The following is a 23,747-nucleotide window of genomic DNA, read 5'->3' as shown; positions in this document are numbered from 1 at the left end:
TCGAGCCGAAAGTGGTGTGGGTGTTTAGGTGTCTGTGCGCTTACGTATGTGAAGTTCGGTAAGAGTTGCGGACCCCTCCCCGGCGAAGACCCCGATCCGCCCCGCCGGCAGGTCGTAGATCCTGGTGCTGAGAGCGACCTGCCGATCCAAAACGGCGACGCACAGGTCCCCGTCAACGACGAGTTCGAGGGTGTGCTCTCCTGGAAGCAGGTCGCAGGGGCGCTCCAGTTCGATGTCGAACGGAATGTCCCCGGAGACATGCCATTGTGCGTTACCGGTGACTTTCCGCGGCCACCGGTCGAACACCATGCGGCCGCGCTTTGGTTCGAGGCGGAGAACGTAGGACTGGTCCCCGTCCTGGCTTGAGCGCAGCAACAGACCGCATTCCGTGGTGTTGGGGCCGATGTCGAGTATTGCCGAGGCGTAGAACTGGCCGGGCAGTTCTTCGTCGGAGACGATGGCGGTGTACCCGTCCGGTACGTCCAGTCGTGTCGGCAGCTCGCTTGCCAGGGATACGGGGACGTCCTCCCAGAAGCTGTCAACGAGTTCGTCGGCCAAGGCGAATCCCAGGGTTCCGTCGGGGTTTTGCCGGGCTTCCAGGACCGACATCGTGCCGGCCCACTGCCAGGGCCCGTCATCGGTGTTGCCTTCTTTGCTGGCGATCCAGCCGAAAAAGAAGCGGCGTCCGTCGCGTTCGGCGGTCTTGGAGGCGTAGAAGGCGCGGCCGTCGATGCTGTCCAGGGTCGGTACGCTCCAGGGGCCGTCGGGGCTCTTGGCCATGCGGTACCGGGTAGTGAAGGATTCGGAGAACTCCGAGTAGACCATGTACCACCAATCGCCCCATGAGAAGACGTCCGGGCATTCATGGGTGACGTAGCGGCGCGGGTCCCAGAACGGTTCGGTGTGCTGCCAGGTCACCAAGTCGTTGGAGACGCACTGGGCTATGACACCGCGCCGACGTTCCGGCCCGGTGGAGTGCCGGGCCGCCAGCAGCATCCGCCACTGGCCCGCGGCCTCGTCCCGGAAGACGAAGGGATCCCGCCAGTCGCCGGACTCGTAGCCGTCCGGGGCGCCGAAGGTGAGTTCCGGGTGCTTCACCCAGGTCTGCATGCCATCTGTGCTCGTGGCGTGCATGACGAGCTGAAGGGGCGCACCGTCCGGTCCAAGATTGCGCGGGTTTTGGCCTGTGTAGAACAGGTGGTGGATGCCGGTTTCATCGACGACGACGCTGCCCGTGTAGGCGTTGAAATCCAGGTCCGTTTCACTTCCGTGCCTTAGGGAAACGCCTTGGTCCTCAAACTGCGTGAGGTCTTTGGTGGTGACAAGGTTCCACGAGGTTCCCGGCTTCGGGTCTGCCCGGACCTCGTGAAGGTAGAAGAGCCAGAACTCCCCGTCCTTCTCGAAGGGGATGAGGTCTCCCACCCAACCGTCGGCGGGTTTGAAGAAAACTGAGCGATTCATCGGCGCTGACGTCCATTCTGCTTAAGCGTTTGATCATAAGTAATCTAACCTCCAGCCAGAGCTTGATCAAGCGTTTTAGCAAAATTGGATCGCTAATCTTTCGTTGACCCTGAAAACGGGAACAGGGTTATGGCGTGCTGGCTCTTCTGCCGATTCTGAGACCCGCCCAGAACGCTAGGACCAGCAGGCCGGTGACTGCTATTGCCAGGCCGATCTGCGTCCCCTGACTTACGAAGGCCACGCCGTTGTCCAAGAAGACCTGGTTGCTCAGCGGTGCGTAGGCGAACCAGCCTATGCTGGCATTCGCATTGCTCCAGGCGACGAGGCAACCCACCAGCACCGCGACGAGGCCCGACGGCGGGACCTCCCGCCGTCGTCCGCTGTTGGTTAGCGCCGAACGGCTTTCCAGGCGCCCAACAGCCTTCTATTTGACCCAGTCGGTGTCGCCGTACGGGCGGCCGCGGAAGTGGGCGCGAAGGTACTCCCCCACCACGGCCGCGCCCAGGTCCCCGGTCTCAGGTGCCACTACCCGGCCACCAATCCGGCGGGCCATCCGCTGGACGAACCGTTCCAGGCCGGGGTCGTTGCCGAGCCGGAAGAACGTGGCCTGGGTGCCGGCACGCCCCAGGCGGTCCAGTTCGGCAACGGTAACCCGGATGGTCTCCGGGTCCGGCGGGTAGTCGAACCAGGTCTCGCCGTCGGCCAGCAGGTGCGCGGTTGGTTCGCCGTCCGTCACCACCAAAAGGACCGGCTGCATCGACGGGTGCTTGCGGAAGAACCGGCCGGCCAGCAGCAAGCCGTGGTGCAGATTGGTTCCCTTGTCCCTGAAGGCCGGCAAGGCGGTGAGCTCGCCGATGTCCATGGTCTGCGCGTAGCGGCCGAACGTGATCAGCTGCAGCCGGTCGCCGCGGAAACGCGTTGAAATAAGGTGGTGCAGGGCGAGCGCGGTGCGTTTCATGGGCACCCAGCGTCCTTGGGCGGCCATCGAGAAGGACACGTCCACGAGCAGGACCACGGCTGCCTGGGTGCGCGCCTCCGTCTCAGCCACCTCGATGTCATCCGCGGCGAGGCGCAGTCCGCGGGCCGGATCGCCCCCGTCGGCAATCGTCCGGCGGATCGCGTTGGTGATGGTCCGAGTGACGTCCCAGGGCTCGGCGTCACCGAACTCCCACTGGCGGCTGGAGCCGGTCTGGTCCCCGGCCGCCCCGGCAACACGCGTGTCCCGGCGCCCCTGCCTGCTGGCAAGCTGCTTGGCGGTATCCCTCAGCAGCGACCTCCCGAGCCGCCGCATGGCCTGCGGCGACAACCGCAGATCCCCATCCGCCCCGCGGTGGAGGAAGCCGCCGTCGTGCATTGCCTTCTCGATTTCAGCGAGGGTGCGTGCCGTCACGGCGGCATCCTGCCCGAGCTGGCGGGCCAGGGCGTCGAGGTCCAGGTCGTCCAGACTGGACCCGTTGTACGACTGGGAGAGCTGTTCGGACAGCTCGTCAAGCTCGGCAAGGTCCTGCAGCACGCCGGTGCCGTCGCCGAGTCCGAGCCCTTCCTCCCCCTCGAAGCGTTCGGAGCCGCTCCAGTCCTCGCCGGGGCGCAAAGCTTGCAGGTTGGCATCGAGTTGGCCCAGCTGTGCCATAAGCTCGGGCGAGCCGAACGCCTGGGCGGAGAGGTTCATCAGCTCCTCTCGCTGCTCCCGGGACATGGACTGCAGCATCCGCTGGGCTGCTGCAGCGCGCTGGGCCAGGGCGTCGATCAGTTCCTCGACGGATTGTGGATTTTCGGGAAAGAACTGGCCGTGCTTGGCCATAAAGTCCTGGAAGTCCGCATCGGTGTCCTCGCCGCGCCGGTGTTTGTCGAGCAGCCCGTTGAGGTCCTGCAGCATCTCGCTGACGGCCGCGCGGTCCTCATCGGTGGCGTTCTCGAGTGCCTGCTTCATGCCGGCGAACCGCTGGTCCAGGACCTCGCGGCCCAGCAGGTCCTTGATCCGCTCGTAGGCTTCCCGCGCGGTGCTCGACTGCCAGTCATAGGAGGCCAGTTCGTTGACGGCCGCCGCCGTGGACCGGGGCAGGTTCTGCAGCTGCATCTCCCGGAAGGCGCGGTCGGTGTTGTCCATCATGGCGTCGCGGGCCAGCTGTTTGCGCTCCTCCAGCACCGCGGTGTCCAGCAGCTTCCGGACTTCGTTGAGGGTGCCGTCCAGCTTGTGCCGGCCCAGAAGGTCCTTGCGCCGCTGCTGGACGCGGCCGGCGAGGTCGTCGAGGCCTTCCCTGCTTCGGCCCCCGCGCCGCAGGAACTCCTGCAGGGCGTGCCGGGGCGAGTAGCCGGCCATCACGTCCTCGGCGACGGCGTCGAGGGCCTCCGCCAGGTCCACCGGCGGGGCGAGCGGGTCAGGTCCGCCCTTGTACCGGCTGTACCTGGACCGGTTGTGCACGCTCATGGGCCCTCCTCTAGCGTGGCTGAGCGGCTTGTTAGCCGTAAATCGTCGCCTCGTCGTCGGACTCCTTGGCGATCCGCCGGGCGAGGTAAAGGCCTTCCAATGCCAGTTCGACGGCGGCGGCCCGCTGCCCGTCGTTCGTCGCACCCAGGCGCTCACTGATTTCGTCGTAAAGGCCGGAGCCGTTGAGGGAGGGGAGGTTCTGCAGGAACTCCCGCGCGGTGACCAGTTCCCCGGTGGTCACTGTGGTGTGGCCGTCGAGCGCGGCCACGAGTTCCCCCATGTCGATGCCATGGAAGTGCGCCCGCACGGCCTCCGCGGTGGCCATACGCAGGAGATGGTCCAGGATGTCCTGTTCACGTCCTTCCTCACCGGACTCGAACTCAATCTTGCCCGCGAGGACTTCCACCGCCGCGTCCAGGTCGATGATCCGGGCCACGGCCTCGTCCTCGCCGCGCACACTGGCCCGGCGAAGGGCGGCCGCGGCGACGGTTTCGGCACCCGCAATGGCGAACCGCGCGGAAACCCCGGAGGTCTGGTTGATCGCCGGGGACTGCCGCAGCGCCCGGGTGTAGCGGGCCAGGATCTCCAGGATGACGGGCGGGACGCCGGCCACCAGCTGGCCCTCCTGCCGGATGACGGCCACCTCGTCGTCGAGCTCTATCGGGTAGTGGGTGCGGATCTCGGCGCCGAAGCGGTCCCGCAGTGGCGTGATGATCCGGCCGCGGTTCGTGTAATCCTCCGGGTTGGCGGACGCGACGACGAGAACGTCCAGCGGCAGCCGCAGCACATAGCCGCGGATCTGGATGTCGCGTTCCTCCATCACGTTGAGCATCGAGACCTGGATGCGCTCGGCGAGGTCGGGCAGCTCGTTGATGGCGATGATTCCGCGGTTGGAGCGCGGGACCAGGCCGTAGTGGATGGTTTCCGGGTCGCCGAGCCGGCGGCCCTCGGCCACCCGCATCGGGTCGATGTCGCCGATCAGGTCGGCGACGGAGGTATCCGGCGTCGCGAGCTTTTCGACGTACCGTTCGGAGCGGTGGCGCCACGCCACCCGCAGCCGGTCCCCCTCGGTGAGGACGCGCGCACGGGAGTGCTCCGTGATGGGTTCGTACGGGTGTTCGTTGAGTTCCGATTCCTCGATCACCGGCGACCACTCGTCCAGCAGCCCGGCCAGGGTGCGCAGCAGCCGGGTCTTGCCCTGCCCCCGTTCGCCGAGCAGGACGACGTCGTGCCCGGCCAGAAGGGCCCGCTCGAGCTGGGGCAGGACGGTCCGGCTGAAACCGTACATCCCGGGCCAGGGATCGCGGCCGGCCGCGAGCGCTGCAAGCAGGTTGTCGCGGATTTCGCGGCGCAGGTCCTTGTGCACGTGGCCGGAGGCACGCAGTTCACCAACAGTGAAGATATCGGGGCGATCACTCACTCCTCTACGGTAGACCTCGCGCGGGGCCATGGCACCCCCTAGCGCTCCGCGACTTCCCCATCCCTCGCAAGCTCGGGCGGGGACCCCTGCCGCTACGCTTAGATTCTGATGACTGCAGCCATGACGCCGGCGTCGCCGGCTCCACCATCGGGGCCGCCGCCGGGTCCGCCGGGAACGCTCCTCCTTTTGGTGCGCCATGGGCAGACGCCGACGACCGGCAGGGTGCTGCCGGGGCGGGCACCGGGGCTGCATCTTTCAGACCACGGCCGCGCCCAGGCTGACCGGGTCGCGGAGCGCCTCGCGGACCTTCCGGTCGACGCCGTCTATTCCTCGCCGCTGGAGCGCGCCTGCGAGACGGCGGACCCGACGGCGGCCCGGACAGGACAGGACGTGAAGCACGACGACGGGCTGCTGGAATGCGATTTCGGCGACTGGACGGGGGCTGCCCTGGCGGACGTAGCCGCCCTGCCGGAGTGGCAGACGGTCCAGCACAGCCCGTCGACCTTCCGTTTCCCGAATGGTGAGAGTTTCACGGAAATGCAGGCGCGGATTGTCGGATCGCTGGAGGCACTGCGAGCCGCCCACGTTGGGGGCGTGGTGGTGTGTTTCTCCCACGCCGATCCCATCAAGGCCGCCGTCGCCCACGCCCTGGGCACGCCCCTGGACCTCTTCCAGCGGATCGTCATCAGCCCGGCTTCGGTGTCGGCCATCTCGTTCGTGGAGGGTCAGGGGCCCGCCGTGCTGATGGTGAATTCGACGTCGGAACCGCTGAGCGGGCTGAGGGGAAAGTGAGTGGGGACTTACGGTGGCACAGCCGGTGAAACGGGGCCGACGGTGTCCGGCCGGGAGCTGACGCTGCTCACGCAGGGCAGCGTCGAGCTGATCGGGCGCATCCCGCGCAGCAGCAACGAGACGTTCCTCGTCGAGGTCTCCCGGGCGGACGACGCCGCGTACGCGGTCTACAAGCCCGAGGCCGGGGAACGGCCCCTGTCCGACTTCGAGCCAGGCCTCTACCGGCGGGAGCGCGCAGCCTACCTGCTCAGCGAGTCGCTGGGGTGGGGCCTTGTGCCGCCGACGGTGATCCGGGAGGAGGCTCCGTTGGGGGTCGGTTCACTGCAGTGGTTCATCGAGTGCGACTTCCAAGAGCATTACTTCACCCTGTTCGCTGGCGCCCCCGAGACCCATCGCGTGCTGGCCTGCATCGCCCTGTTCGACTACGTCACCAACAACACCGACCGCAAAAGCGGGCACGTGCTGCGCGGCGATGACGGCCGGGTGTGGGGCATCGACCACGGGCTGTGCTTCTCGGCAGCTTTCAAACTGCGCACCGTCATTTGGGATTTCGCCGGTGAATCCATCCCGGACGCCTTGCTTGAGGACATCGCTCCGCTGGCAGACGCCGCGCCTCCCGAGGTGGCCGGGCTCCTCGACGTCGAAGAGGTCACCGCTTTGCAGCGCCGCGTGCAGCGCCTGCTCCGCGCAGGGGTGCTGCCGGTTGACCGCACCGGCATGCGCTACCCGTGGCCGCTCGTATAGAGCGCGCTTCTAGGCCGCCTTGGGCGTTTCACGCAGGCTTGCCTGGCACTCAGCCGCGCGGCCGGCGACGTCGCCATGGACGGCATAAGTAATTGCCTCGACAACAGCGATTTGGCCAGTTGTGTCGGGGACGCCGGGAAACTGCACCTGCGGCGCCTCCACGGCCACCGGCGACTCCTGCGTGGCCCGCATGCGAAGAATCGCGATGGCGGAAATAAGGCACCAGGCAATGTTCGTAACCACTGAGGGCCACGCTTGGTGGACCGCACCATTGATGATGAAGGCACACGCACCGATGAGGTTGGCCACCTGGAAGCGCTTGCCGGCCTTCCACCAACCCATGGAGACAGACAGGTATGCCGACAGGATCAGAACTGCCCCCGACCAACCCGCGATTTCCCACAGCAGTTCCATGATGTCCTTTCAGAAGTTGCGCCCTGCTGCCATCCGCTGGGCGGAGTGTAGATCGCGGGCTGTGTGTGTGTTTTGGAAGGCCCGGATGTCCCCGTAGCCTGTCGTTTCAACAGTAATTATGAGTACGACGCACCTTTAGAGCAATTGCATTCCACTGAAGGCATGGTTTAGAACTACTTAACATGGATATCGATCCGCGCAGGCTGCGCGTTCTTCTTGCGATTGCCCGCACGGGCGGGGTGCTCGCCGCGGCTGACGAGCTGGGAATTACGGCCTCAGCCGTGTCACAGCAGCTCAACAAATTGGAAGAGGAGACGGGCCACGCTTTGGTAGTGCGCACACCCAAAGGCTCAGTTTTGACACCCGCAGGCCTGGCAGTAGCGGAAGCCGGGGAGGAGATTGAACGTGCACTCAGCGTTGCTCGCGCCCGTATCGAGGGCGGGGCCAAAATTGCAGGAGTCGTGCGCGTGGGCGGATTCACCAGCTTTGTTCGGACGGTGGTGATCCCGCGCCTGCCCGAGTGGCGCACCCAGTACCCGCAATTGCAGATCCGGATCGTCGAGGATGATTTTCCGGCACTGATGCGCCTGCTCCGCCAGCGCCAGCTCGACGCCGTCGTGGTCGAGCTCGATTCGACGACGGCCGCGCAGCGTTCGCTCTCCGCCGGAATGACCGAGGAACCACTGCTTGACGAGCCTTGGAAGCTGGTGGTTCCCTCGGGTGCCCTGCTCACCACCGAGAACATCGACCTTGCCCGGCTGCCACTTCCGTGGCTGGGCGTCGAGCCCACAGCCGCCAACGCTGCGGTGCTCGGCCGGCTCCGTCAGTCAACGGGTGCCCAGATGGATACTGCTCACCAGTACCAGGAAACGTTGACCGCTCTCGCGCTCGTCGCCGCAGGCGAGGGTATTGCGATCGTTCCCACCTTGGCGTTGAGCGGCGTCAGCCATGACGGGGTGGATGTCCTGGACGTCCCCGGGCTCGGAACCCGACGCATCGTCCTGCGTCGGTTCGACCGGCGGCGGTCAGCCAGCATGCCGGTGGACACAGTCGCGCGCCTTCTACGGGAATCGGCTGCGGCGTTCGACACGCGCTCGGCGTCCTGAACGGCCGTGTTCGGGAGGAGACCTAACCGTCCAGGCGCACGCCGCGCAGCAGCACCAGCGTCCCGCCCACCACCACTGCCGATGCCAGGAAAACTCCTCCTGCACCGAGCCCTGCCGCGACGACGCCGATGGCGCTGGGCAGGACCACCTGGCCTACCCTGTTGCCGGCCAGCCGCAGGGCCAGCGCCCGGCCGCGCTGCCCCGCCGGAGCCTGCGCTGAAAGCCAGGACATGGTGAGGGGCTGGCCGATCCCGAGCCCCAAACCCAGCACAGCCATGACCACAAACAGCAGCCAGGCCGGCATGGGAATTGCGGCCGCGGACAGGGCTGCTGTGGACAACGCCAGGCTGAGCACCAGCAACCGCATGCGCCCCAGCTTCCGGGCCATCTGGCCCAACAAGAGCCGGGAAACCATGGAAAACACGGCGCGGGTGGTGAGCATCAGACCCACCGTCGCCGCAGTCAGCCCGCGCTCGGAGCCGAGCGCCGGGAGGTAGACCATGGTCAGGTCCACTACGGCCAGCACGGTGGCACTGGTGGCCAAAGCGCGTGCCACGCCGGGTGTCTTCAGCAGCGAAACGACACCGCCTTTGCCGCCATTACCGTCGCCCACAACCGCTTTCCGTTTGCCGCCACTGACTTTGGCCGAGACGCCGAAAGTGGTCACGAAAAGCACCAGGCTCATGCAGGCGGAGAGGAAGAAGATCGCCTGGGTGTCGGGGCGGACCGACGCGCCTCCCACCAGGGAAATCGCCAACGGCCCCAGGGCCTGTCCGAGCGATGCCGCGAAGGTCAGGTAGCCGAAGGCAGAGTCCATCCTGGAGGAGGCAGCGTTGTTGGCCACCACCGCCTGCTGCCCCACCACGCAGGCAAGCTGGCCGGCACCGAGGAACGCGGTTCCGATCACCAGGGACACGATCGACGATCCCCACAGCAGCAGGAAAACCGAGCAGGCAAGAACGACGCCGGACCCGATCGCCATCAGCCGGCGCTCACCCAGGCGGTCCACCAGTCCGCCCGTGGGGACGGCGAGCAACAGGGGAAAGACGGCGTAGCTGGCGGCGAGGAGACCCAGTGCGAAGCCGGGAACGTCCAGTTCGAGCGCCCGGTAGGTGGCAGCCGGACGGACCAGGAAGGTTACTGCCTGGATCAGGGCGGAATGCGTGAGGAGCGCTGCGACCGAGCGGCGTCCGAGTTCACCAATCATGAGGTGACGAGGTTGCTGCCCGTGATGGCACGCACCGCCGCGTCCCGGGCCCCCATGACGTGGTCGAAGGCGAGCTTGGCGGCTTTTTCGGGCTTGCCGGCAGCCACGGCATCCACCAGGATCCGGTGCTGTGCCAGGGCCTGGTCCCGCCGTTCCTGCGTGCTGTTGGTGAAGTGGCGGTACCGCTCCATCTGGCTGGAGATCTGGTCATGGAACCGCAGGGCCCAGGAATTCCCGGCAATCCCGGCGATTTTTGCGTGCAGGGCCATGCCCTGCTTCATCGCTTCGTCGGCAAACTGCACCAGGGCGGCGTTGCGCTCAAGGATTCCGTTGAGGGTTTCGATGTCCGCCGCCGTCGCCTTCACACAGGCCTGCCGCGCCATGAGCGATTCCATGGCCGCGCGCACCTCGTACAGCTCGGAAATTGCTGCCTCATCCAAGGCCGGCACCAGCACGCCCCCGGTGGGTTGCTGTTCCAGCAGATTCTCCGAAATGAGCCGTCGGATGGCCTCGCGCAGCGGCGTACGGCTCACCTGCAGGGCCTCGGCCATCGCCGGTTCGTAGATGCGTGCCCCGGGCTTCAGCTCAAGGCTCAGGATCTGCCGCTTCAGTTCCTTGTAGACGACATGTGCCCCGGTGTTCCGGGACGGTGAATCTGCCATGTGATGACCTCCGGCTCCATCATACTTGTATACATCTATACAAGTACACGAGCGCGCGCTTGGAGTCACTGCATCGACGTCGCCACTGGCCGCCCCCGGAAGATCCGCGGTACAAACCGGTTCTAGTCGAAATCCCCTGATGGAATGGACGACGGCGGGACGTCCCGCCGTCGTCCGCCGTGGTCATGCGGCGCCCCCGAAAGTGCGCTCGGTGCAGGTTTAGCAATAGTCTGGCCAGATGGGGACCAATGCCGTGAACTCCGGCGAACAGATGGACAGGCAGTCGCGCATTCTCGAGGCTGCGCTGGACCTGCTGTCCCGCCATGGGATTTCGGGTGTGAGCATGCGGGCCGTGGCCCGCGAAGCCGGCGTTGCGCTCGGTCTGGTGAACTACTACTACGACGACAAGACGAGCCTGATACGGGCCGCCCTGCGCCGGGTCGACGAGCACGACCTTTTGCTGGTGGCGTCCGACCCGACGTCGGACCCGCAGGAGCAGCTGCGCAAGGCCCTGCGGCGAGTGGCGGCCGCCGACCTGCTGACCACCCGTTACCTGTCCCTGCGCCTGCACCTCTGGGCCCTCGCCCGGGCGGACGAGGGCTACGCGCAGATCAATGCCGAGGCTTTCGACCGCTATCTCGACGGCCTTGCCGCGCTGGTTTCCAACGCCCAGCCCGCTCTTTCGTGGGAGGCCTGCCGGGGGCGGGCGGCGGACATTGTTGTCATCCAAAACGGCATGTGGCTGACGGCGCTTCTCGGCATTGACGAGGCCTCCATCCAGCGAAGCATCGCCCGCACGGAGCAAATCGCCTTCGCTCCACTTCAGGACCACACCGCCCAGGACCAGGGGCTGCACTAGCCCTCAACCGCCGGCACCGGGCAAGTGAAGCACCCCCCGTAGCATTGAACGAGTGTTCAAAAAAGTATTGAACACTCGTTCAATCTGCGTTACTGTCCTTCGTATGACTTACGCCACATCAGCCCATGACGTCGTTCGAATCGCGAAAACCGGGACAGCATCCACCCTGTTCATCAACGGTGCCTGGGAGCCAGCCTCCTCCGGCGCTGTGCGCGCAATCCGCAACCCCGCCGACGGTGAGCTGGTGGCCACCGTGTCCGAGGCCGGTCGGGAGGACGCCGAACGCGCCATTGCCGCAGCCCGTGCAGCTTTCGACTCCGGCGCCTGGTCCTCCGTCCCGGCACCTGAGCGCGGCACCTTCCTGCTCAAGGTCGCCGCCGGGCTGCGCGAACGCCGGGAAAAGTTCGCCCGCGCAGAGTCGCTGGACACCGGCAAGCGCATGGTCGAAAGCCGGATCGACGTGGACGACATTGCCGCCTGCTTCGAGTACTTCGGCAGGCTCGCCGGGCAGCAGGCGGGCCGTATGGTCGACGCCGGGAACGCCGCCGTCGTCAGCAAAATCGTCTATGAACCCGTGGGCGTCTGCGGCCTGATCACCCCGTGGAACTACCCCTTGCTCCAGGCGGCATGGAAGATCGCGCCCGCACTGGCCGCCGGCTGCACCTTCGTCCTCAAGCCCTCCGAGCTGACCCCGTCAACAGCCATCCTGGCCATGCAGCTGCTGCAGGACCTCGGCCTGCCGGACGGCGTCGCCAACCTCGTGACCGGGGCCGGCGCTGAGGCGGGCGCACCGCTCTCCGAACATCCCGACGTCGACCTCGTCTCCTTCACCGGCGGCCTGGAAACGGGCAAGCGCATCGCGTCGGCCGCCGCCGGCACCGTCAAGAAGGTGGCGCTGGAGCTTGGCGGCAAGAACCCCAACGTGGTGTTCGCGGACGCGGACTTCGACGCCGCTGTCGACAACGCCCTGAACGGCGCCTTCGTCCACTCCGGGCAGGTCTGCTCCGCCGGGGCACGGCTGGTGGTGGAGGAATCCATCGCCGAACGCTTCGTCGACGAACTGGTCCGCCGCGCGCAGGGCATCCGACTGGGCGGGCCCTTTGACGACGACGCCGAAACCGGGCCGCTGATTTCCGCGGCCCACCGCGACAAAGTCCACGCCTATGTCCAGCGCGGCATCCAGGAGGGTGCGCGGCTGCGGACCGGCGGGGCGGCGCCGCAAGGAGAAAAGTACGACGGCGGGTTCTACTACCAGCCGACCATCCTGGACCGCGTCCAGCGGGGAATGTCGGTGGTGGTGGACGAGGCGTTCGGCCCGGTGGTCACCGTGGAAACGTTCCGCACCGAGGACGAAGCGGTGGCCACCGCCAACGACACCGTCTACGGTTTGGCCGGCGCGGTCTGGACGCAGGATGCCGGCAAGGCGCAGCGCGTGGCATCGCGGCTGCGGCACGGCACCATCTGGATCAACGATTACCACCCCTACCTCCCCCAGGCCGAGTGGGGCGGCTTCGGCCAGTCCGGCGTTGGCCGCGAGCTGGGCCCCACGGGCCTGGCCGAATACCAGGAAGCCAAGCACATCTACCAGAACACCAGCCCGCAGGTAACCGGCTGGTTTGCTGACCACAGCAAGGAGAACTAGATGCATTACGACAACATCGAGGACCTCACGGACCGCGGGTTCGACTACGTCGTCATCGGCGGCGGATCCGCGGGTGCCGCCGTTGCGGCCCGGCTGAGCGAGGATCCAGACGTGACCGTGGCCCTCGTGGAGGCCGGCCCGGATGACCGCAACCTGCCCGAGATCCTGCAGCTGGACCGATGGATGGAGCTGCTCGAATCCGGCTACGACTGGGACTACCCGGTGGAACCGCAGGAAAACGGCAACTCATTTATGCGCCACGCCCGCGCCAAGGTGATGGGCGGCTGCTCGAGCCACAACTCCTGCATCGCCTTCTGGGCACCCCGCGAGGACATCGACGAGTGGGAATCCACGTACGGCGCCACCGGCTGGAACGCCGACGCCGCCTGGCCGCTCTACAAGCGGCTGGAAACCAATGAGGATGCAGGGCCGGACGCGCCGCACCACGGTGACTCAGGCCCGGTGCACCTGATGAACGTGCCCCCGGTGGATCCTGCCGGCGTCGCACTCCTGGACGCCTGCGAACAGACGGGCATTCCCCGTGCGAAGTTCAACACCGGCACCACCGTGATCAACGGCGCCAACTTCTTCCAGATCAACCGCCGCGCGGACGGCACCCGGGCCTCCAGCTCGGTCTCCTACATCCACCCGATCATCGACCGCGAAAACTTCACCCTGTTGACTGGCCTCCGCGCCCGCCAGCTGGTGTTCGACGCCGACAAGCGCTGCACCGGCGTGGACGTGGTGGACTCCGCATTCGGCCGGACCCACCGGCTCTCCGCGCGCCGCGAGGTCATCCTGTCCACCGGCGCCATCGACTCCCCCAAGCTGCTCATGCTCTCCGGCATCGGCCCGGCAGCCCACCTCGCTGCGCACGGCATCGAGGTCCTGGTGGACTCCCCCGGCGTGGGCGAGAACCTGCAGGACCACCCCGAAGGCGTGGTCCAGTTCGAGGCCAGGCAGCCCATGGTGCAGACCTCCACCCAGTGGTGGGAGATCGGCATCTTCACCCCCACCGAGGACGGCCTGGACCGCCCGGACCTGATGATGCACTACGGTTCCGTCCCGTTCGACATGAACACCCTGCGGCACGGGTACCCCACCACCGAGAACGGCTTTTCCCTCACCCCGAACGTCACGCACGCCCGCTCCCGAGGCACCGTCAGGCTGCGCAGCCGCGATTTCCGCGACAAGCCCCTGGTGGATCCGCGCTACTTCACGGATCCCGAAGGCCACGACATGCGGGTCATGGTGGCCGGCATCCGCAAGGCCCGCGAAATCGCCGCCCAGCCCGCCATGGCCGAATGGACCGGCCGCGAGCTCTCGCCGGGCGTCGAGGCGCAGACGGACGAGGAGCTGCGGGACTACATCCGCAAAACCCACAACACGGTGTACCACCCGGTGGGCACGGTCCGGCTGGGTCCGGCCGACGACGTAATGTCACCGCTGGATCCCGAGCTGCGGGTCAAGGGCGTCACCGGCCTGCGTGTGGCGGATGCCTCCGTGATGCCTGAACACGTCACCGTCAACCCCAACATCACCGTCATGATGATCGGCGAGCGCTGCGCCGATCTCATCTGCGCCGGCCACACCGGCGGCGCTGCAAAGATCGGCACTTCGAGGAACGAGGAGGAGCTCAGCCCGTCCTTCGCCTGAGAGGCAAGTTCCGGAGGCTATTGATTTCGCCCGCGTCCAATGGCGGCCGCGGGGTGCATCGAGCGTACTTTTCTGACATAGGAGTTCACATTTTGGAACCCAGCAAGAGTATTGATTCAAGCGGCATGGACGAATTTGGCTATACCCAGACCCTGGACCGGAGCATCGGCAAGTTTGCCAGCTTCGCCGCGGGCGTCAGCTACATCTCCATCCTCACCGGCGTCTTCCAACTGTTCTACTTTGGTTTTTCCATGGCCGGCCCGGCGTACGCCTGGTCCTGGCCCATCGTGTTCGTCGGCCAGCTGATGGTGGCGCTGTGCTTTGCCGAGCTGGCCGGCCGCTACCCCGTGGCGGGCTCGGTCTACAACTGGGCCAAGCGGCTCGCGTCGGGGACCACGTCCTGGCTGGCGGGCTGGCTGCTTCTGCTCTCCTCCATCATGGCGCTGGGGTCCGTGGCACTGGCCCTGCAGCTCACCCTGCCGCAGCTCTGGTCCGGCTTCCAGTTCGTCGGTGACGGCACAGGCCCCTACGACTTCGCCATGAACGGCGTGGTGCTGGCCACCATCATGATCACCATCTCCACCCTCATCAACGCATTCGGCGTGAAGCTGATGACCAGGATCAACAGCATCGGCGTCTTTGTGGAGCTGACCGCTGCCGTCCTGCTGATCCTCGCACTGGGCTGGCATGTGGTGCGGGGCCCGGAGGTCTTCTTCGACACCGCCGGCTTCGGCGAAGGGCACGACCTCGGCTTCTTCGGCGTCTTCCTGATCGGCGCCATGGCGTCCGGCTACGTTATGTACGGCTTCGACACCGCCAGTTCGCTCGGGGAGGAAACGAAGGACCCCAAGCGCACGGCCCCCAAGGCTATCCTGCGCGCCGTCACGGCCTCGTTCCTGCTGGGCGGGCTGATCCTGCTCTTCGGCATCCTTGCCGCACCGGACCTGACCGACCCCCAGGTGGGAGCTGCCGACGGCGGCCTCCAGTACATCGTGCTCTCCGTCCTCGGCGGGCCTTTCGGCAAGGCCTTCCTGGCATGCATCGTGGTGGCCGTGGTGGTGTGCACCCTGGCTGTCCACGCCGCCGCGATCCGCATGATGTTCGCCATGGCCCGGGACAACAACCTGCCGTTCAGCCGGCAGCTCAGCAAGGTGGACCCGGTCCGGAGGACCCCCAAGATCGCCGCGATCGTGATCGGCGTCATGGCCGTCATCCCGCTGCTGGTCAACGTCATGCAGCCGGCCATCTTCACCATCCTGTCCAGCATCAGCATCGTCCTGATCTACCTGTCCTACCTCCTGGTCACAGTTCCCCTGCTGCGCAAGCGGCTGCTGAAGAAGTGGCCGCTGGCGGATGACGACACCGAGCCGGGCTTCTCCCTGGGCAAGTGGGGCATGCCGGTCAACATCCTCGCAGTGCTGTGGGGCGGTGCCATGACGCTCAACCTGGTCTGGCCCCGGCCTGAGATCTACAACTCCGTGCCGCCATTCGAGTGGTACCTGCAGTGGGGAGGCGTCCTCTTCGTGGGGGCCGTGATCATTGGCGGGACCCTGCTCTACCGCCTGAAGATCCGCCACCAGACCGGCGTGCTGGCCGAGCACGCCGCGGCAGTCGCAGCACATCCGTCGTCGCGTGCCGCGCAGTACGAAGCCCCGGAGGATGCGCTGGTGGCGGCGTCGGAAGCTAAATAACGCCCCAGGAAGGGTCGACGGCGGCACTCACCTGAGCGCCGCCGTCGGCCCTTTTGCGTCAGTGGCCCCTCGCATATGAGTGAACCAACGTCACACAACGCGACAGCATCCTGATCAGGGCACGCGACGTCCTACCCTTGACTCGTGACTTTGACTAAGATCCGCACCGCCGCCGCGAGCTCCCTCGCCGCCGCCGGTCTCCTGTTTACCCTCGCCGCCTGTTCCACGCCGGCCGCCACCCAGCCAACCACCTCTGCACCGGCCTCCCCGGCAACGGCTTCCGCCAGCACCGCCTCCGGGCCCTGCGCCGGCGTGAAGGTCATCGTCGATTCGGGCTCCCTGAAGCAGGCTGCCGCCGATACCTCCGTTTGCGTGCCCGTGGACGGGCCCACGCTTGCATCCAAGGTGCTCGACGAGGCAAAGGTGAAAACCGAGGGCACTCCCGACTATCCCAAGGAGCTGGCGTGCCGCGTGAACGGCGTGCCCGCCGCGGACTTCGACATCACCCACAAGGGCGGAACATACCGGGAAGAATGCAGCAAGATGCCCGCCGCCTTCGCCTACTGGGCACTCTGGGTCAAGCCGGCCTCCGGTGACTGGGCATACGCCCAGGAAGGCCTCGCCACCCTGAAGCTGAACCCCGGAGAGAGCGTGGAACTGCTCTTCACGGTCGACGGCGCACCGGCCGCACCCGCGGCATGACCTTTCGACCCGCGCCGCTACGCGCAGGGGCGGCTCTCGCCGCCATATTCATCGCGGCGCGGGTCATCTACCGCATCCTTTTCAACGGGGCGGACCTTGGCGGACCGGTTCTGCTCAACCTGCCGGCGGTGCCGCTGCCTGCCCCGTACGCCCACGTGGTCCTTCTCGGCCCGGTCACGGCGCCCGGGCTGTGGACGGCGGTCCTGTCCGCCCTGCCGATTGCCGGGATGATCCTCGGTTTCGGCCTGCTCAACGCGTTTGTGGACGTGGCGCGCGGCTTCGTTCACCTGGCCCGCGGCGGCCCGATGCAGGGCCTGGCCAGGACGCTTGTGGTGGCCTGGGCGGCACTTCCGGCGCTCGCGGACGCCGTGACCTCCGTACGCCTGGCCTTTCGGTTGCGGGGCGAACGGTTCGGGCCCCGCGCCCTGGTGCCCGTGCTCGAGCGCACCCTTGAACACGCGGGCCGCGTTGCCGCAGCCCTGGAGCTGCGCGGCTTCGGGAGCCGGGCAGCACACCAGCCCGGCCAGGGTACCGAAGCGCCGGTCCTCGTCCGGGACGCAGAATTCCGCATCGGTGACGCGCGGGTGCGCGCCGCAGGGTTCACGCCGTCGAGCGGGTCCATAACGGTCATCACCGGGCCCACGGGCTCCGGCAAGTCCACCATCCTGCGGGGTATCGCCGGCCTCCTCTCACACGTTGACGGGGGAGAAATTTCCGGCACCGTGCGCGTCGCCGGAGCGGACCGCGCCACCACGCCGCCGCGCGATACCGCCCGCCTCATCGGCGTCGTACTGCAGAATCCCCGTGCCGCCTTCGCCTCCACCCGGGTCCGGGACGAAATCTCGCTCGCACTGGAGCTGCGCGGCATGGCATCCGGTACCGCCAAGGCCCGGGTGCTGGAGGTCGCGGAGCATATCGGAGTGTCGGCGCTGCTGGACCGGAATATCAGCACCCTCTCGGCAGGTGAGGCGACGCTCGTTGCCATCGCCGCCGCGGTGGTGGAGCATCCGGCCCTGCTCCTGGTTGATGAGCCCTTGGCCGACCTGGACACCGCAGCACGCTGGCACGTCATCGCTGTTCTCAACGCCCTCGCCCGCGACGACGGTGTCTGCGTCATCGTGGCGGAGCACCGGGCGCAGCCGCTCGTACCGGTTGCTGACGCGTGGTGGACCATCGACGGCGACGCCCTTGTGCCGGGTGCCGCGCCGACCGCACCTTCGGCCCCTGCTGGTGCCCGTCCAACGCCGGCACAGCCAGCGGAGCCCGTGCCCGTTCTGACGGCGGCCAACCTCTCGGTGCACCGCAAGGGCACGCCGCTCGTGCGCGACGCATCCCTGACCCTGCACCGCGGAGAAGTGGTGGCCCTCGTGGGGCCGAACGGGGCAGGAAAGTCGTCCCTCCTGGTGGCGCTGGCCCTCGGTGAAGGAACGGTTGGTGAAGGAACGCCCGGTGAATACACGGTCGACGGCGGCCGCGTCGCCCTCGTCCCGGACGCCTCGGACGACCTCTTCACACGGGATACCGTCGCAGCAGAGCTCCGCGCGGCCGATCGGCGCCAGGCGCGCGCTCGTCGCTCAGGCCGGCGCCGCTCAAACCGGCATCGCCCGGGCAATGACCAGCTTCCCGCGGTGCCTGCGGCGTCACGCCTGGCCCGGTTGCGGGGAGACGTCCGGATTCCCATTGGACAGGAGCATCCCCGGGACCTCTCTGCCGGCGAGCGCAGGATCCTAGCCATCGCGCTGCAGACCATGGACAGCCCCCAGGTACTCCTGATCGATGAGCCCACCCGCGGACTCGATCCGGCTGCCCGCACAGCAGTCTCGGCGGCGCTGCGGGCGGCAGCGGACTCCGGCGCTGCGGTCCTTATCGCCACGCACGACCTCGACTTTGCCCACGGCCTCGGCGCCCGGATCCTCCCGATGCGTGACGGCGTCGCGCCTTCTTCCGTGCCAGCCAACACGCCGGAACCGCCCCCCGCGCTTTACCGGCACCGAAATGCCGGACCAAAACCAAGGGTCATCGACGAACAACCAGACACTCAAGCCGCGGCAAGACAGCGCCGCGTCCGGATGCCGCGGGGCGTCGAGCTCGCAATTCTCGCAGCTGCAAACCTTCTGGCTCTCGGCGCCTTCTGCTGGCCGCTGCTTGCCGCGGCCCTTCCGGAGGATGCCGCCGCGGCCCTCCCCTACGCGGCGCTGGCCATTGCGCCGCTCGCCGCCGTCGCCGTCGTCGTGTCCATGGACGGTTCGGTCCGCTCCGCGCACACGGTGGCGTTGCTCGGCGTCCTGGCCGCCGTAGGTTCCGCGGTGCGGGTGGCCAGCACCGGCGTCGGAGGCGTGGAGGCCGTCTTCATCCTGCTGATCCTGGCCGGCCGGGCCTTCGGTGCCCGTTTCGGCATGCTCCTCGGAGCCGCCACCATCGCCATCTCAAGCGCCTTATGGGGTGGCATCGGGCCCTGGACACCGTTCCAGATTTTCGCCTGCGCGTGGGTGGGTGCCGGGGCCGGCCTGCTCCCCCGCCGGGTGCGGGGCAAAGCCGAGCTGTGGATGCTGGGCGGCTACGGCGCCCTGGCGTCCTACCTGTTCGGCCTGCTGACCAATCTGTGGTTCTGGCCCTTCGCGGTCGGTGCCGGCACCGGCATCTCCTACGTTGCCGGCGCGCCGCTGGGCACCAACCTCAGCAGCTTCCTGCTCTACTCGCTGGTGACGTCGACGGCGGGCTGGGACACCCTGCGTGCCATTACCACCATCGTCGGAATCGCTTTGGTGGGGCGGGCCATACTCGCCGCGTTCCGGCGGGTGAAGCCGGTCTCCGGCGTGGGCGGGCAAGCCGGGCAGGCCCACGCCGCCCAGGCCAAGAACCAGCACCAACTCACACCTTGAAGTACTTCGCCTCCGGGTGGTGGAACACGAACGCGTCGGTGGACTGTTCGGGGTGCAGCATCAGCTCATCGCTCAGGACCACGCCCATCCGCTCGGGGTGCAGCAGTTCCACCACCTTGCGGCGGTCCTCCATGTCCGGGCACGCGGGGTAGCCGAGCGAGAACCGCGCACCGCGGTAGTCGAGCTTGAACAGGCCGGCCTTGTCCTTGGGCTCCTCGGCTGCGAAACCCAGCTCCGAGCGGATGCGTGCGTGCCAGAACTCCGCGAGCGCCTCGGTGAGCTGCATGACCAAGCCGTTGAGCTCGTAGTAGTCGCGGTAGTGGTCGCCAGCGAAGAGCTTGGCAGTCACCTGATCCACATTGCCGCCGGCGGTGACCAGCTGCACCGGCAGCACGTCGATCTGCCCCGATTCGCGCGAGCGCACGAAGTCGGCGAGGCACAGGTGCCGGTCGCGGCGCTGGCGGGGGAAGTCGAAACGCAGCCGCTCGGTGCCGAGCGGACCGCCTGATCCGCCGTCGGGGGCGAGCAGGCCCGCGGTGCCGAGGACGCCGTCGCGGTCCTCCCCGTGGTGCAGCACCACCACCTGTTCCCCCTCGGAGACCACCGGGAAGTAGCCGTACGCGACGGACGCGTCGAGCATTCCCTCGCCGAGGATACGGTCCATCCAGTACCGCAGGCGCGGCCGGCCCTCGCGTTCCACCAGTTCCTCGTAGGAGGCGCCGTCCTCGCCGCGGCCGGGCTTAAGCCCCCACTGCCCCATGAAGGTGGCGCGTTCGTCGAGGAAGGCACCGAAGTCGTGGAGCGAGACGCCGCGCACGATGCGGGTGCCCCAGAACGGCGGCGAAGGCACGCGGTTGTCGGCGGCGACGTCGGAACGGCCGGGCATTGCCTCCGGCTCGGTCACCTTGAACTTCGGGCCTCCCTTATGGATCCGCTTCCTCAGCGCGGGCAGGCCCACCTCAGCGGGGTCGGCGCCGCGGGCCACCTGCACCAGCGGCTCCATGAGCGACAGGCCCTCGAAGGCGTCCTTCGCGTAGCGGACCTCTCCCTCGAACTGTCCCGCCAGGTCCTGCTCGACGTAGGCGCGGGTCAGCGCCGCGCCGCCGAGGATGATCGGCCACCGCTTGGCGAGCCCGCGGGACTGCAGTTCCGCAAGGTTTTCCTTCATCACCACGGTGGACTTCACGAGCAGCCCGGACATGCCGATCACGTCGGCGTTGTGCTCCTCGGCCGCGGCGATGATGTCGGCGATCGGCTGCTTGATGCCGAGGTTGATCACCTTGTAGCCGTTGTTGGTGAGGATGATGTCCACCAGGTTCTTGCCGATGTCGTGCACGTCGCCGCGCACGGTGGCGATCACCATGGTGCCCTTGCCCGAGGAATCCGACTTCTCCATGTGCGGCTCGAGCAGTGCCACCGCGGTCTTCATCACCTCGGCGGACTGCAGCACGAACGGCAGCTGCATCTCGCCGGCGCCGAAGCGTTCGCCCACAACCTTCATGCCCTCGAGCAGCTGGTCGTTGATGATGGCCAGCGGGGTCATGCCTTCGCTGCGTGCGAGGTCCAGGTCCTCTTCAAGGCCCTTTCCTTCGCCGTCGATGATGCGGCGCGCGAGGCGTTCGCCGGTGGGCAGCGCCGCAAGTTCCGCGGCGCGCTGGTCCTTCAGCGCTGCGGTGTCGACGCCGGCAAACAGGTCCAGCATGCTGGCCAGCGGGTCGTACGTGAGGTTGCCGTCGGCGTCGTATTCGCGGCGGTCCCAGACGAGGTCCAAGGCCACCTTGCGCTGTTCCTCCGGCAGTGAAGCGAGCGGAACGATTTTGGCCGCGTCGATGATGCCGCTGGTCAGGCCGGCCTGCACAGCCTCGTGCAGGAACACCGAGTTCAGGGCCATGCGCGCTGCCGGGTTCAGGCCGAAGGACACGTTGGAGACGCCGAGGGTTGTGTTGATGCCGGGGTACTTCGCTGTGATCTGGCGGATGGCCTCGATCGTTTCGATGGCGTCCCGGCGGGTTTCTTCCTGACCGGTGGCGATGGGGAAGGTCAGGGCGTCAACGATGATGTCCTCGACGCGCATCCCCCATTCGCCCACCAGGGCGTCGACGAGGCGCGATGCGATGGCCACCTTGCCCTCGGTGGTGCGCGCCTGGCCGTGCTCGTCGATGGTCAGGGCGATCACGGCGGTGCCGTGTTCCTTGACGAGCGGCATGATGCGGGCGAACCGGCTGTCCGGGCCGTCGCCGTCCTCGTAGTTGACGGAGTTGACCACCGGACGGCCGCCGATGTGTTCGAGCCCGGCCTGAAGTACGGCCGGTTCGGTGGAGTCCATGACCAGAGGGAGCGTGGAGGCCGACGCGAAACGCGAGACGATCTCCTTCATGTCGGCCACGCCGTCGCGCCCCACATAGTCAATGCAGACGTCGAGCAGGTGCGCGCCAACGCGGACCTGCTCGCGGGCGATATCGACGCAGTCGTCCCAGCGTTCTTCGAGCATTGCCTGACGGAACGCCTTCGAACCGTTCGCGTTGGTGCGCTCGCCAATGGCGAGGTAGGCGGACTCCTGGTCGAAATTCACATGATGGTAGAGGGAAGCGATGCCTGCTTCACGCTCGGTGGGAACGCGGCTGCCGTCGGCGCCCCTCCCGCCGCTGGTGACGGCGGCGACGGTGCGGAGGGGCGCAAGTCGCTCGACGACGGCGGCCATGTGTTCCGGCGTCGTACCGCAACATCCGCCCACGAGGCCCAGGCCGAATTCGCGCACGAACTGCTCGTGCGCGGTGGCGAGTTCGGTGGGTGAGAGCGGGTAGTGCGCGCCGTTGGGGCCAAGGACCGGAAGGCCGGCGTTGGGCATGCAGGCGATGGCCACGGAGGACTGCTTGGCGAGGTGGCGTAGGTGCTCGCTCATCTCATCCGGCCCGGTGGCACAGTTCAGGCCGATGGCGTCGACGCCGAGCGGCTCGAGGGCGGTGAGCGCCGCGCCGATCTCGGAACCCATCAGCATGGTTCCGGTGGTTTCGACGGTCACCTCGACGAAGATCGGGAGCCGGATGCCGCGGGTTACGATCGCCTGCTTGCAGCCGTTGACTGCGGCTTTGGTCTGCAGGAGGTCCTGGCTGGTTTCGATGAGGAAGGCGTCCGCTCCCCCGTCGATGAGGCCCTCGGCCTGCAGGGCGAAGGTCTGCTTGAGGTAGTCGTAGGTGGTGTGGCCGAGGCTGGGGAGCTTGGTGCCCGGCCCCATCGAGCCCAGGACCCACCGCATGCGGCCGTCTGTTTTTTCCGCCGCTTCGGCGCGCTCGCGGGCGATCTCCGCACCCTTGCGCGCGAGCTCTTCGATCCGGTCGTCGATGCCGTAGTCGGAGAGGTTGGACCAGTTGGCGCCGAAGGTGTTGGTTTCGACGGCGTCGATGCCCGTGGCGAAGTACGCGTCGTGGATGTCCGCTAGGACATCGGGACGCGTGGCGTTGAGGATCTCGTTGCAGCCTTCCAGCCCCAGGAAGTCGTCCTCAAGGGACAGCTCCCGGCCCTGCAGCATGGTGCCCATCGCCCCATCGGCGATGACGACCCGGTGATTCACCGCATCCAGGAGCTCCTGCGAACGGACTGGGCGGGGGACGGACTCAATATCAAGCGCAAAACGAGGCATATGAACAGACTACGGGCGGGGCACGAACATTGGGCTGTGTTTCTGTGTACTACGACGGGGGTGGGCGCCGGCGGGAGGTCCCGCCGTCGCCCACTTCTCATCCGGCAGCGGCCTGCAGGATCTGTGTCGAACACCTTCTTGAAAGCCTCGTACTCCCGGACTAGATAGCTGATCTGCAAAGTGAACATCGCCGTTCCTTTCGCTCGGGCTACGACAGGTCAGAGATAGGCCTCCCAGCGTCATCCCAGTAGGCCCGGAGGGCTGGCCTTGAACCGGCAGTGCGTTGGCCCCTGGCGTGTCTATCCGGGCCCCTAAAGCACTGACAAGCCGCCGTCGGAGTCGAGGATGGCGCCGTTGATGTTGGTGCCGTCGTCGCTGATCAGGAGGTGATGGAGACGGCGAGCTGGGCTGCGCTTTTCGGAGGTTTGCCAGGCGCGGGTC

Annotated in this window: 16 protein-coding genes; 9 read left to right on the top strand and 7 right to left on the bottom strand. The window is 67.2% G+C overall.

From position 1 onward, the window contains the following. Positions 1-24: 24 nt before the first annotated feature. From AB0N24_RS14555 to AB0N24_RS14545, 3 genes are all read right to left on the bottom strand, one after another. Positions 25-1,461 (bottom strand): GH32 C-terminal domain-containing protein, encoded by a 1,437-nt coding sequence (locus AB0N24_RS14555; RefSeq protein WP_364125440.1) that lies wholly within the window; start codon positions 1,459-1,461, stop codon positions 25-27. A 424-nt stretch (positions 1,462-1,885) separates the two neighbouring features. After that, positions 1,886-3,889, bottom strand: a complete 2,004-nt coding sequence (locus AB0N24_RS14550) for a VWA domain-containing protein (protein WP_364125437.1) — start codon at positions 3,887-3,889, stop codon at positions 1,886-1,888. A gap of 31 nt (positions 3,890-3,920) precedes the next feature. Further along, on the bottom strand, positions 3,921-5,309 hold the full coding sequence (locus AB0N24_RS14545; protein WP_364125434.1) for a sigma 54-interacting transcriptional regulator: 1,389 nt from the start codon (positions 5,307-5,309) through the stop codon (positions 3,921-3,923). 120 nt (positions 5,310-5,429) lie between these two features. On the opposite strand from AB0N24_RS14545, the gene AB0N24_RS14540 reads away from it, so the two are divergent. Together AB0N24_RS14540 and AB0N24_RS14535 are read left to right on the top strand one after the other, a co-directional pair. Beyond that, positions 5,430-6,101 carry an MSMEG_4193 family putative phosphomutase gene (locus AB0N24_RS14540; RefSeq protein WP_364125697.1) on the top strand — a complete coding sequence of 224 codons (672 nt, stop codon included), beginning with the start codon at positions 5,430-5,432 and terminating at the stop codon, positions 6,099-6,101. A 42-nt stretch (positions 6,102-6,143) separates the two neighbouring features. Continuing rightward, on the top strand, positions 6,144-6,845 hold the full coding sequence (locus AB0N24_RS14535) for an SCO1664 family protein (protein ID WP_364125694.1): 702 nt from the start codon (positions 6,144-6,146) through the stop codon (positions 6,843-6,845). Positions 6,846-6,854: 9 nt separating this feature from the next. Here the strand turns inward: AB0N24_RS14535 and AB0N24_RS14530 are convergent, their stop codons facing one another. Beyond that, the gene (locus AB0N24_RS14530; RefSeq protein ID WP_364125433.1) at positions 6,855-7,259 is read right to left on the bottom strand and encodes a hypothetical protein; all 405 of its coding nucleotides are present in this window, start codon (positions 7,257-7,259) and stop codon (positions 6,855-6,857) included. A gap of 182 nt (positions 7,260-7,441) precedes the next feature. Between AB0N24_RS14530 and AB0N24_RS14525 the strand changes: the two genes are divergently transcribed. After that, a complete protein-coding gene (locus AB0N24_RS14525) occupies positions 7,442-8,365 on the top strand; it encodes a LysR family transcriptional regulator (RefSeq protein ID WP_364125431.1) in 924 nt (307 codons plus the stop codon). A 22-nt stretch (positions 8,366-8,387) separates the two neighbouring features. On the opposite strand, the gene AB0N24_RS14520 is transcribed toward AB0N24_RS14525, so the two are convergent. Beyond that, positions 8,388-9,572: an MFS transporter gene (locus AB0N24_RS14520; protein WP_364125428.1), complete on the bottom strand. Its 1,185-nt coding sequence runs from the start codon at positions 9,570-9,572 to the stop codon at positions 8,388-8,390. Next, positions 9,569-10,234, bottom strand: coding sequence for a GntR family transcriptional regulator (locus tag AB0N24_RS14515; RefSeq protein ID WP_364125426.1), 666 nt, complete (start codon positions 10,232-10,234; stop codon positions 9,569-9,571). Before AB0N24_RS14515 ends, AB0N24_RS14520 begins: the two co-directional genes overlap by 4 nt. A 238-nt stretch (positions 10,235-10,472) precedes the next feature. Here AB0N24_RS14515 and AB0N24_RS14510 point away from each other — a divergent pair, with 238 nt between their 5' ends. The 6 genes from AB0N24_RS14510 (at position 10,473) to AB0N24_RS14485 (ending at position 19,666) form a co-directional block, all read left to right on the top strand. Next, positions 10,473-11,093 carry a TetR/AcrR family transcriptional regulator gene (locus AB0N24_RS14510; protein WP_364125424.1) on the top strand — a complete coding sequence of 207 codons (621 nt, stop codon included), beginning with the start codon at positions 10,473-10,475 and terminating at the stop codon, positions 11,091-11,093. Positions 11,094-11,196: 103 nt separating this feature from the next. Further along, complete coding sequence (locus tag AB0N24_RS14505) at positions 11,197-12,735, top strand: aldehyde dehydrogenase family protein (RefSeq protein ID WP_364125422.1); 1,539 nt, start codon at positions 11,197-11,199, stop codon at positions 12,733-12,735. Beyond that, entirely contained in the window at positions 12,736-14,391 is a 1,656-nt protein-coding gene (locus AB0N24_RS14500; protein ID WP_364125419.1) for a GMC oxidoreductase, read from the top strand. It begins immediately after the preceding gene. A 125-nt stretch (positions 14,392-14,516) separates the two neighbouring features. Next, positions 14,517-16,082, top strand: coding sequence for an APC family permease (locus AB0N24_RS14495; protein WP_364125416.1), 1,566 nt, complete (start codon positions 14,517-14,519; stop codon positions 16,080-16,082). A 144-nt stretch (positions 16,083-16,226) separates the two neighbouring features. Beyond that, the gene (locus AB0N24_RS14490; protein ID WP_364125413.1) at positions 16,227-16,784 is read left to right on the top strand and encodes a hypothetical protein; all 558 of its coding nucleotides are present in this window, start codon (positions 16,227-16,229) and stop codon (positions 16,782-16,784) included. Then, a complete protein-coding gene (locus AB0N24_RS14485; RefSeq protein WP_364125410.1) occupies positions 16,781-19,666 on the top strand; it encodes an ATP-binding cassette domain-containing protein in 2,886 nt (961 codons plus the stop codon). The genes AB0N24_RS14490 and AB0N24_RS14485 overlap by 4 nt, the downstream gene beginning before the upstream one ends. Here the strand turns inward: AB0N24_RS14485 and metH are convergent. Next, positions 19,656-23,306: a methionine synthase gene (gene metH / locus AB0N24_RS14480; protein WP_364125408.1), complete on the bottom strand. Its 3,651-nt coding sequence runs from the start codon at positions 23,304-23,306 to the stop codon at positions 19,656-19,658. The two genes, AB0N24_RS14485 and metH, sit on opposite strands and share 11 nt — an antisense overlap. Positions 23,307-23,747: the final 441 nt, after the last annotated feature.

This window comes from Arthrobacter sp. NPDC093128 (assembly GCF_040683875.1).
GTDB lineage: Bacteria > Actinomycetota > Actinomycetes > Actinomycetales > Micrococcaceae > Arthrobacter.
The sequence above is the reverse complement of the archived record's forward strand: the minus strand, read 5'-3'. Positions and strand labels throughout refer to the sequence as shown.

Excerpts from the sequence above, each read along its gene's own strand:
- AB0N24_RS14495 (WP_364125416.1), top strand. The coding sequence starts at position 14,517 with ATGGACGAATTTGGCTATACCCAGACCCTGGACCGGAGCATCGGCAAG.
- AB0N24_RS14525 (WP_364125431.1), top strand. The coding sequence starts at position 7,442 with ATGGATATCGATCCGCGCAGGCTGCGCGTTCTTCTTGCGATTGCCCGC.
- AB0N24_RS14515 (WP_364125426.1), bottom strand. The coding sequence starts at position 10,234 with ATGGCAGATTCACCGTCCCGGAACACCGGGGCACATGTCGTCTACAAG.
- AB0N24_RS14540 (WP_364125697.1), top strand. The coding sequence starts at position 5,430 with ATGACGCCGGCGTCGCCGGCTCCACCATCGGGGCCGCCGCCGGGTCCG.
- AB0N24_RS14520 (WP_364125428.1), bottom strand. The coding sequence starts at position 9,572 with ATGATTGGTGAACTCGGACGCCGCTCGGTCGCAGCGCTCCTCACGCAT.
- AB0N24_RS14505 (WP_364125422.1), top strand. The coding sequence starts at position 11,197 with ATGACTTACGCCACATCAGCCCATGACGTCGTTCGAATCGCGAAAACC.
- AB0N24_RS14530 (WP_364125433.1), bottom strand. The coding sequence starts at position 7,259 with ATGGAACTGCTGTGGGAAATCGCGGGTTGGTCGGGGGCAGTTCTGATC.
- metH (WP_364125408.1), bottom strand. The coding sequence starts at position 23,306 with ATGCCTCGTTTTGCGCTTGATATTGAGTCCGTCCCCCGCCCAGTCCGT.
- AB0N24_RS14550 (WP_364125437.1), bottom strand. The coding sequence starts at position 3,889 with ATGAGCGTGCACAACCGGTCCAGGTACAGCCGGTACAAGGGCGGACCT.
- AB0N24_RS14485 (WP_364125410.1), top strand. The coding sequence starts at position 16,781 with ATGACCTTTCGACCCGCGCCGCTACGCGCAGGGGCGGCTCTCGCCGCC.
- AB0N24_RS14500 (WP_364125419.1), top strand. The coding sequence starts at position 12,736 with ATGCATTACGACAACATCGAGGACCTCACGGACCGCGGGTTCGACTAC.
- AB0N24_RS14555 (WP_364125440.1), bottom strand. The coding sequence starts at position 1,461 with ATGAATCGCTCAGTTTTCTTCAAACCCGCCGACGGTTGGGTGGGAGAC.
- AB0N24_RS14510 (WP_364125424.1), top strand. The coding sequence starts at position 10,473 with ATGGGGACCAATGCCGTGAACTCCGGCGAACAGATGGACAGGCAGTCG.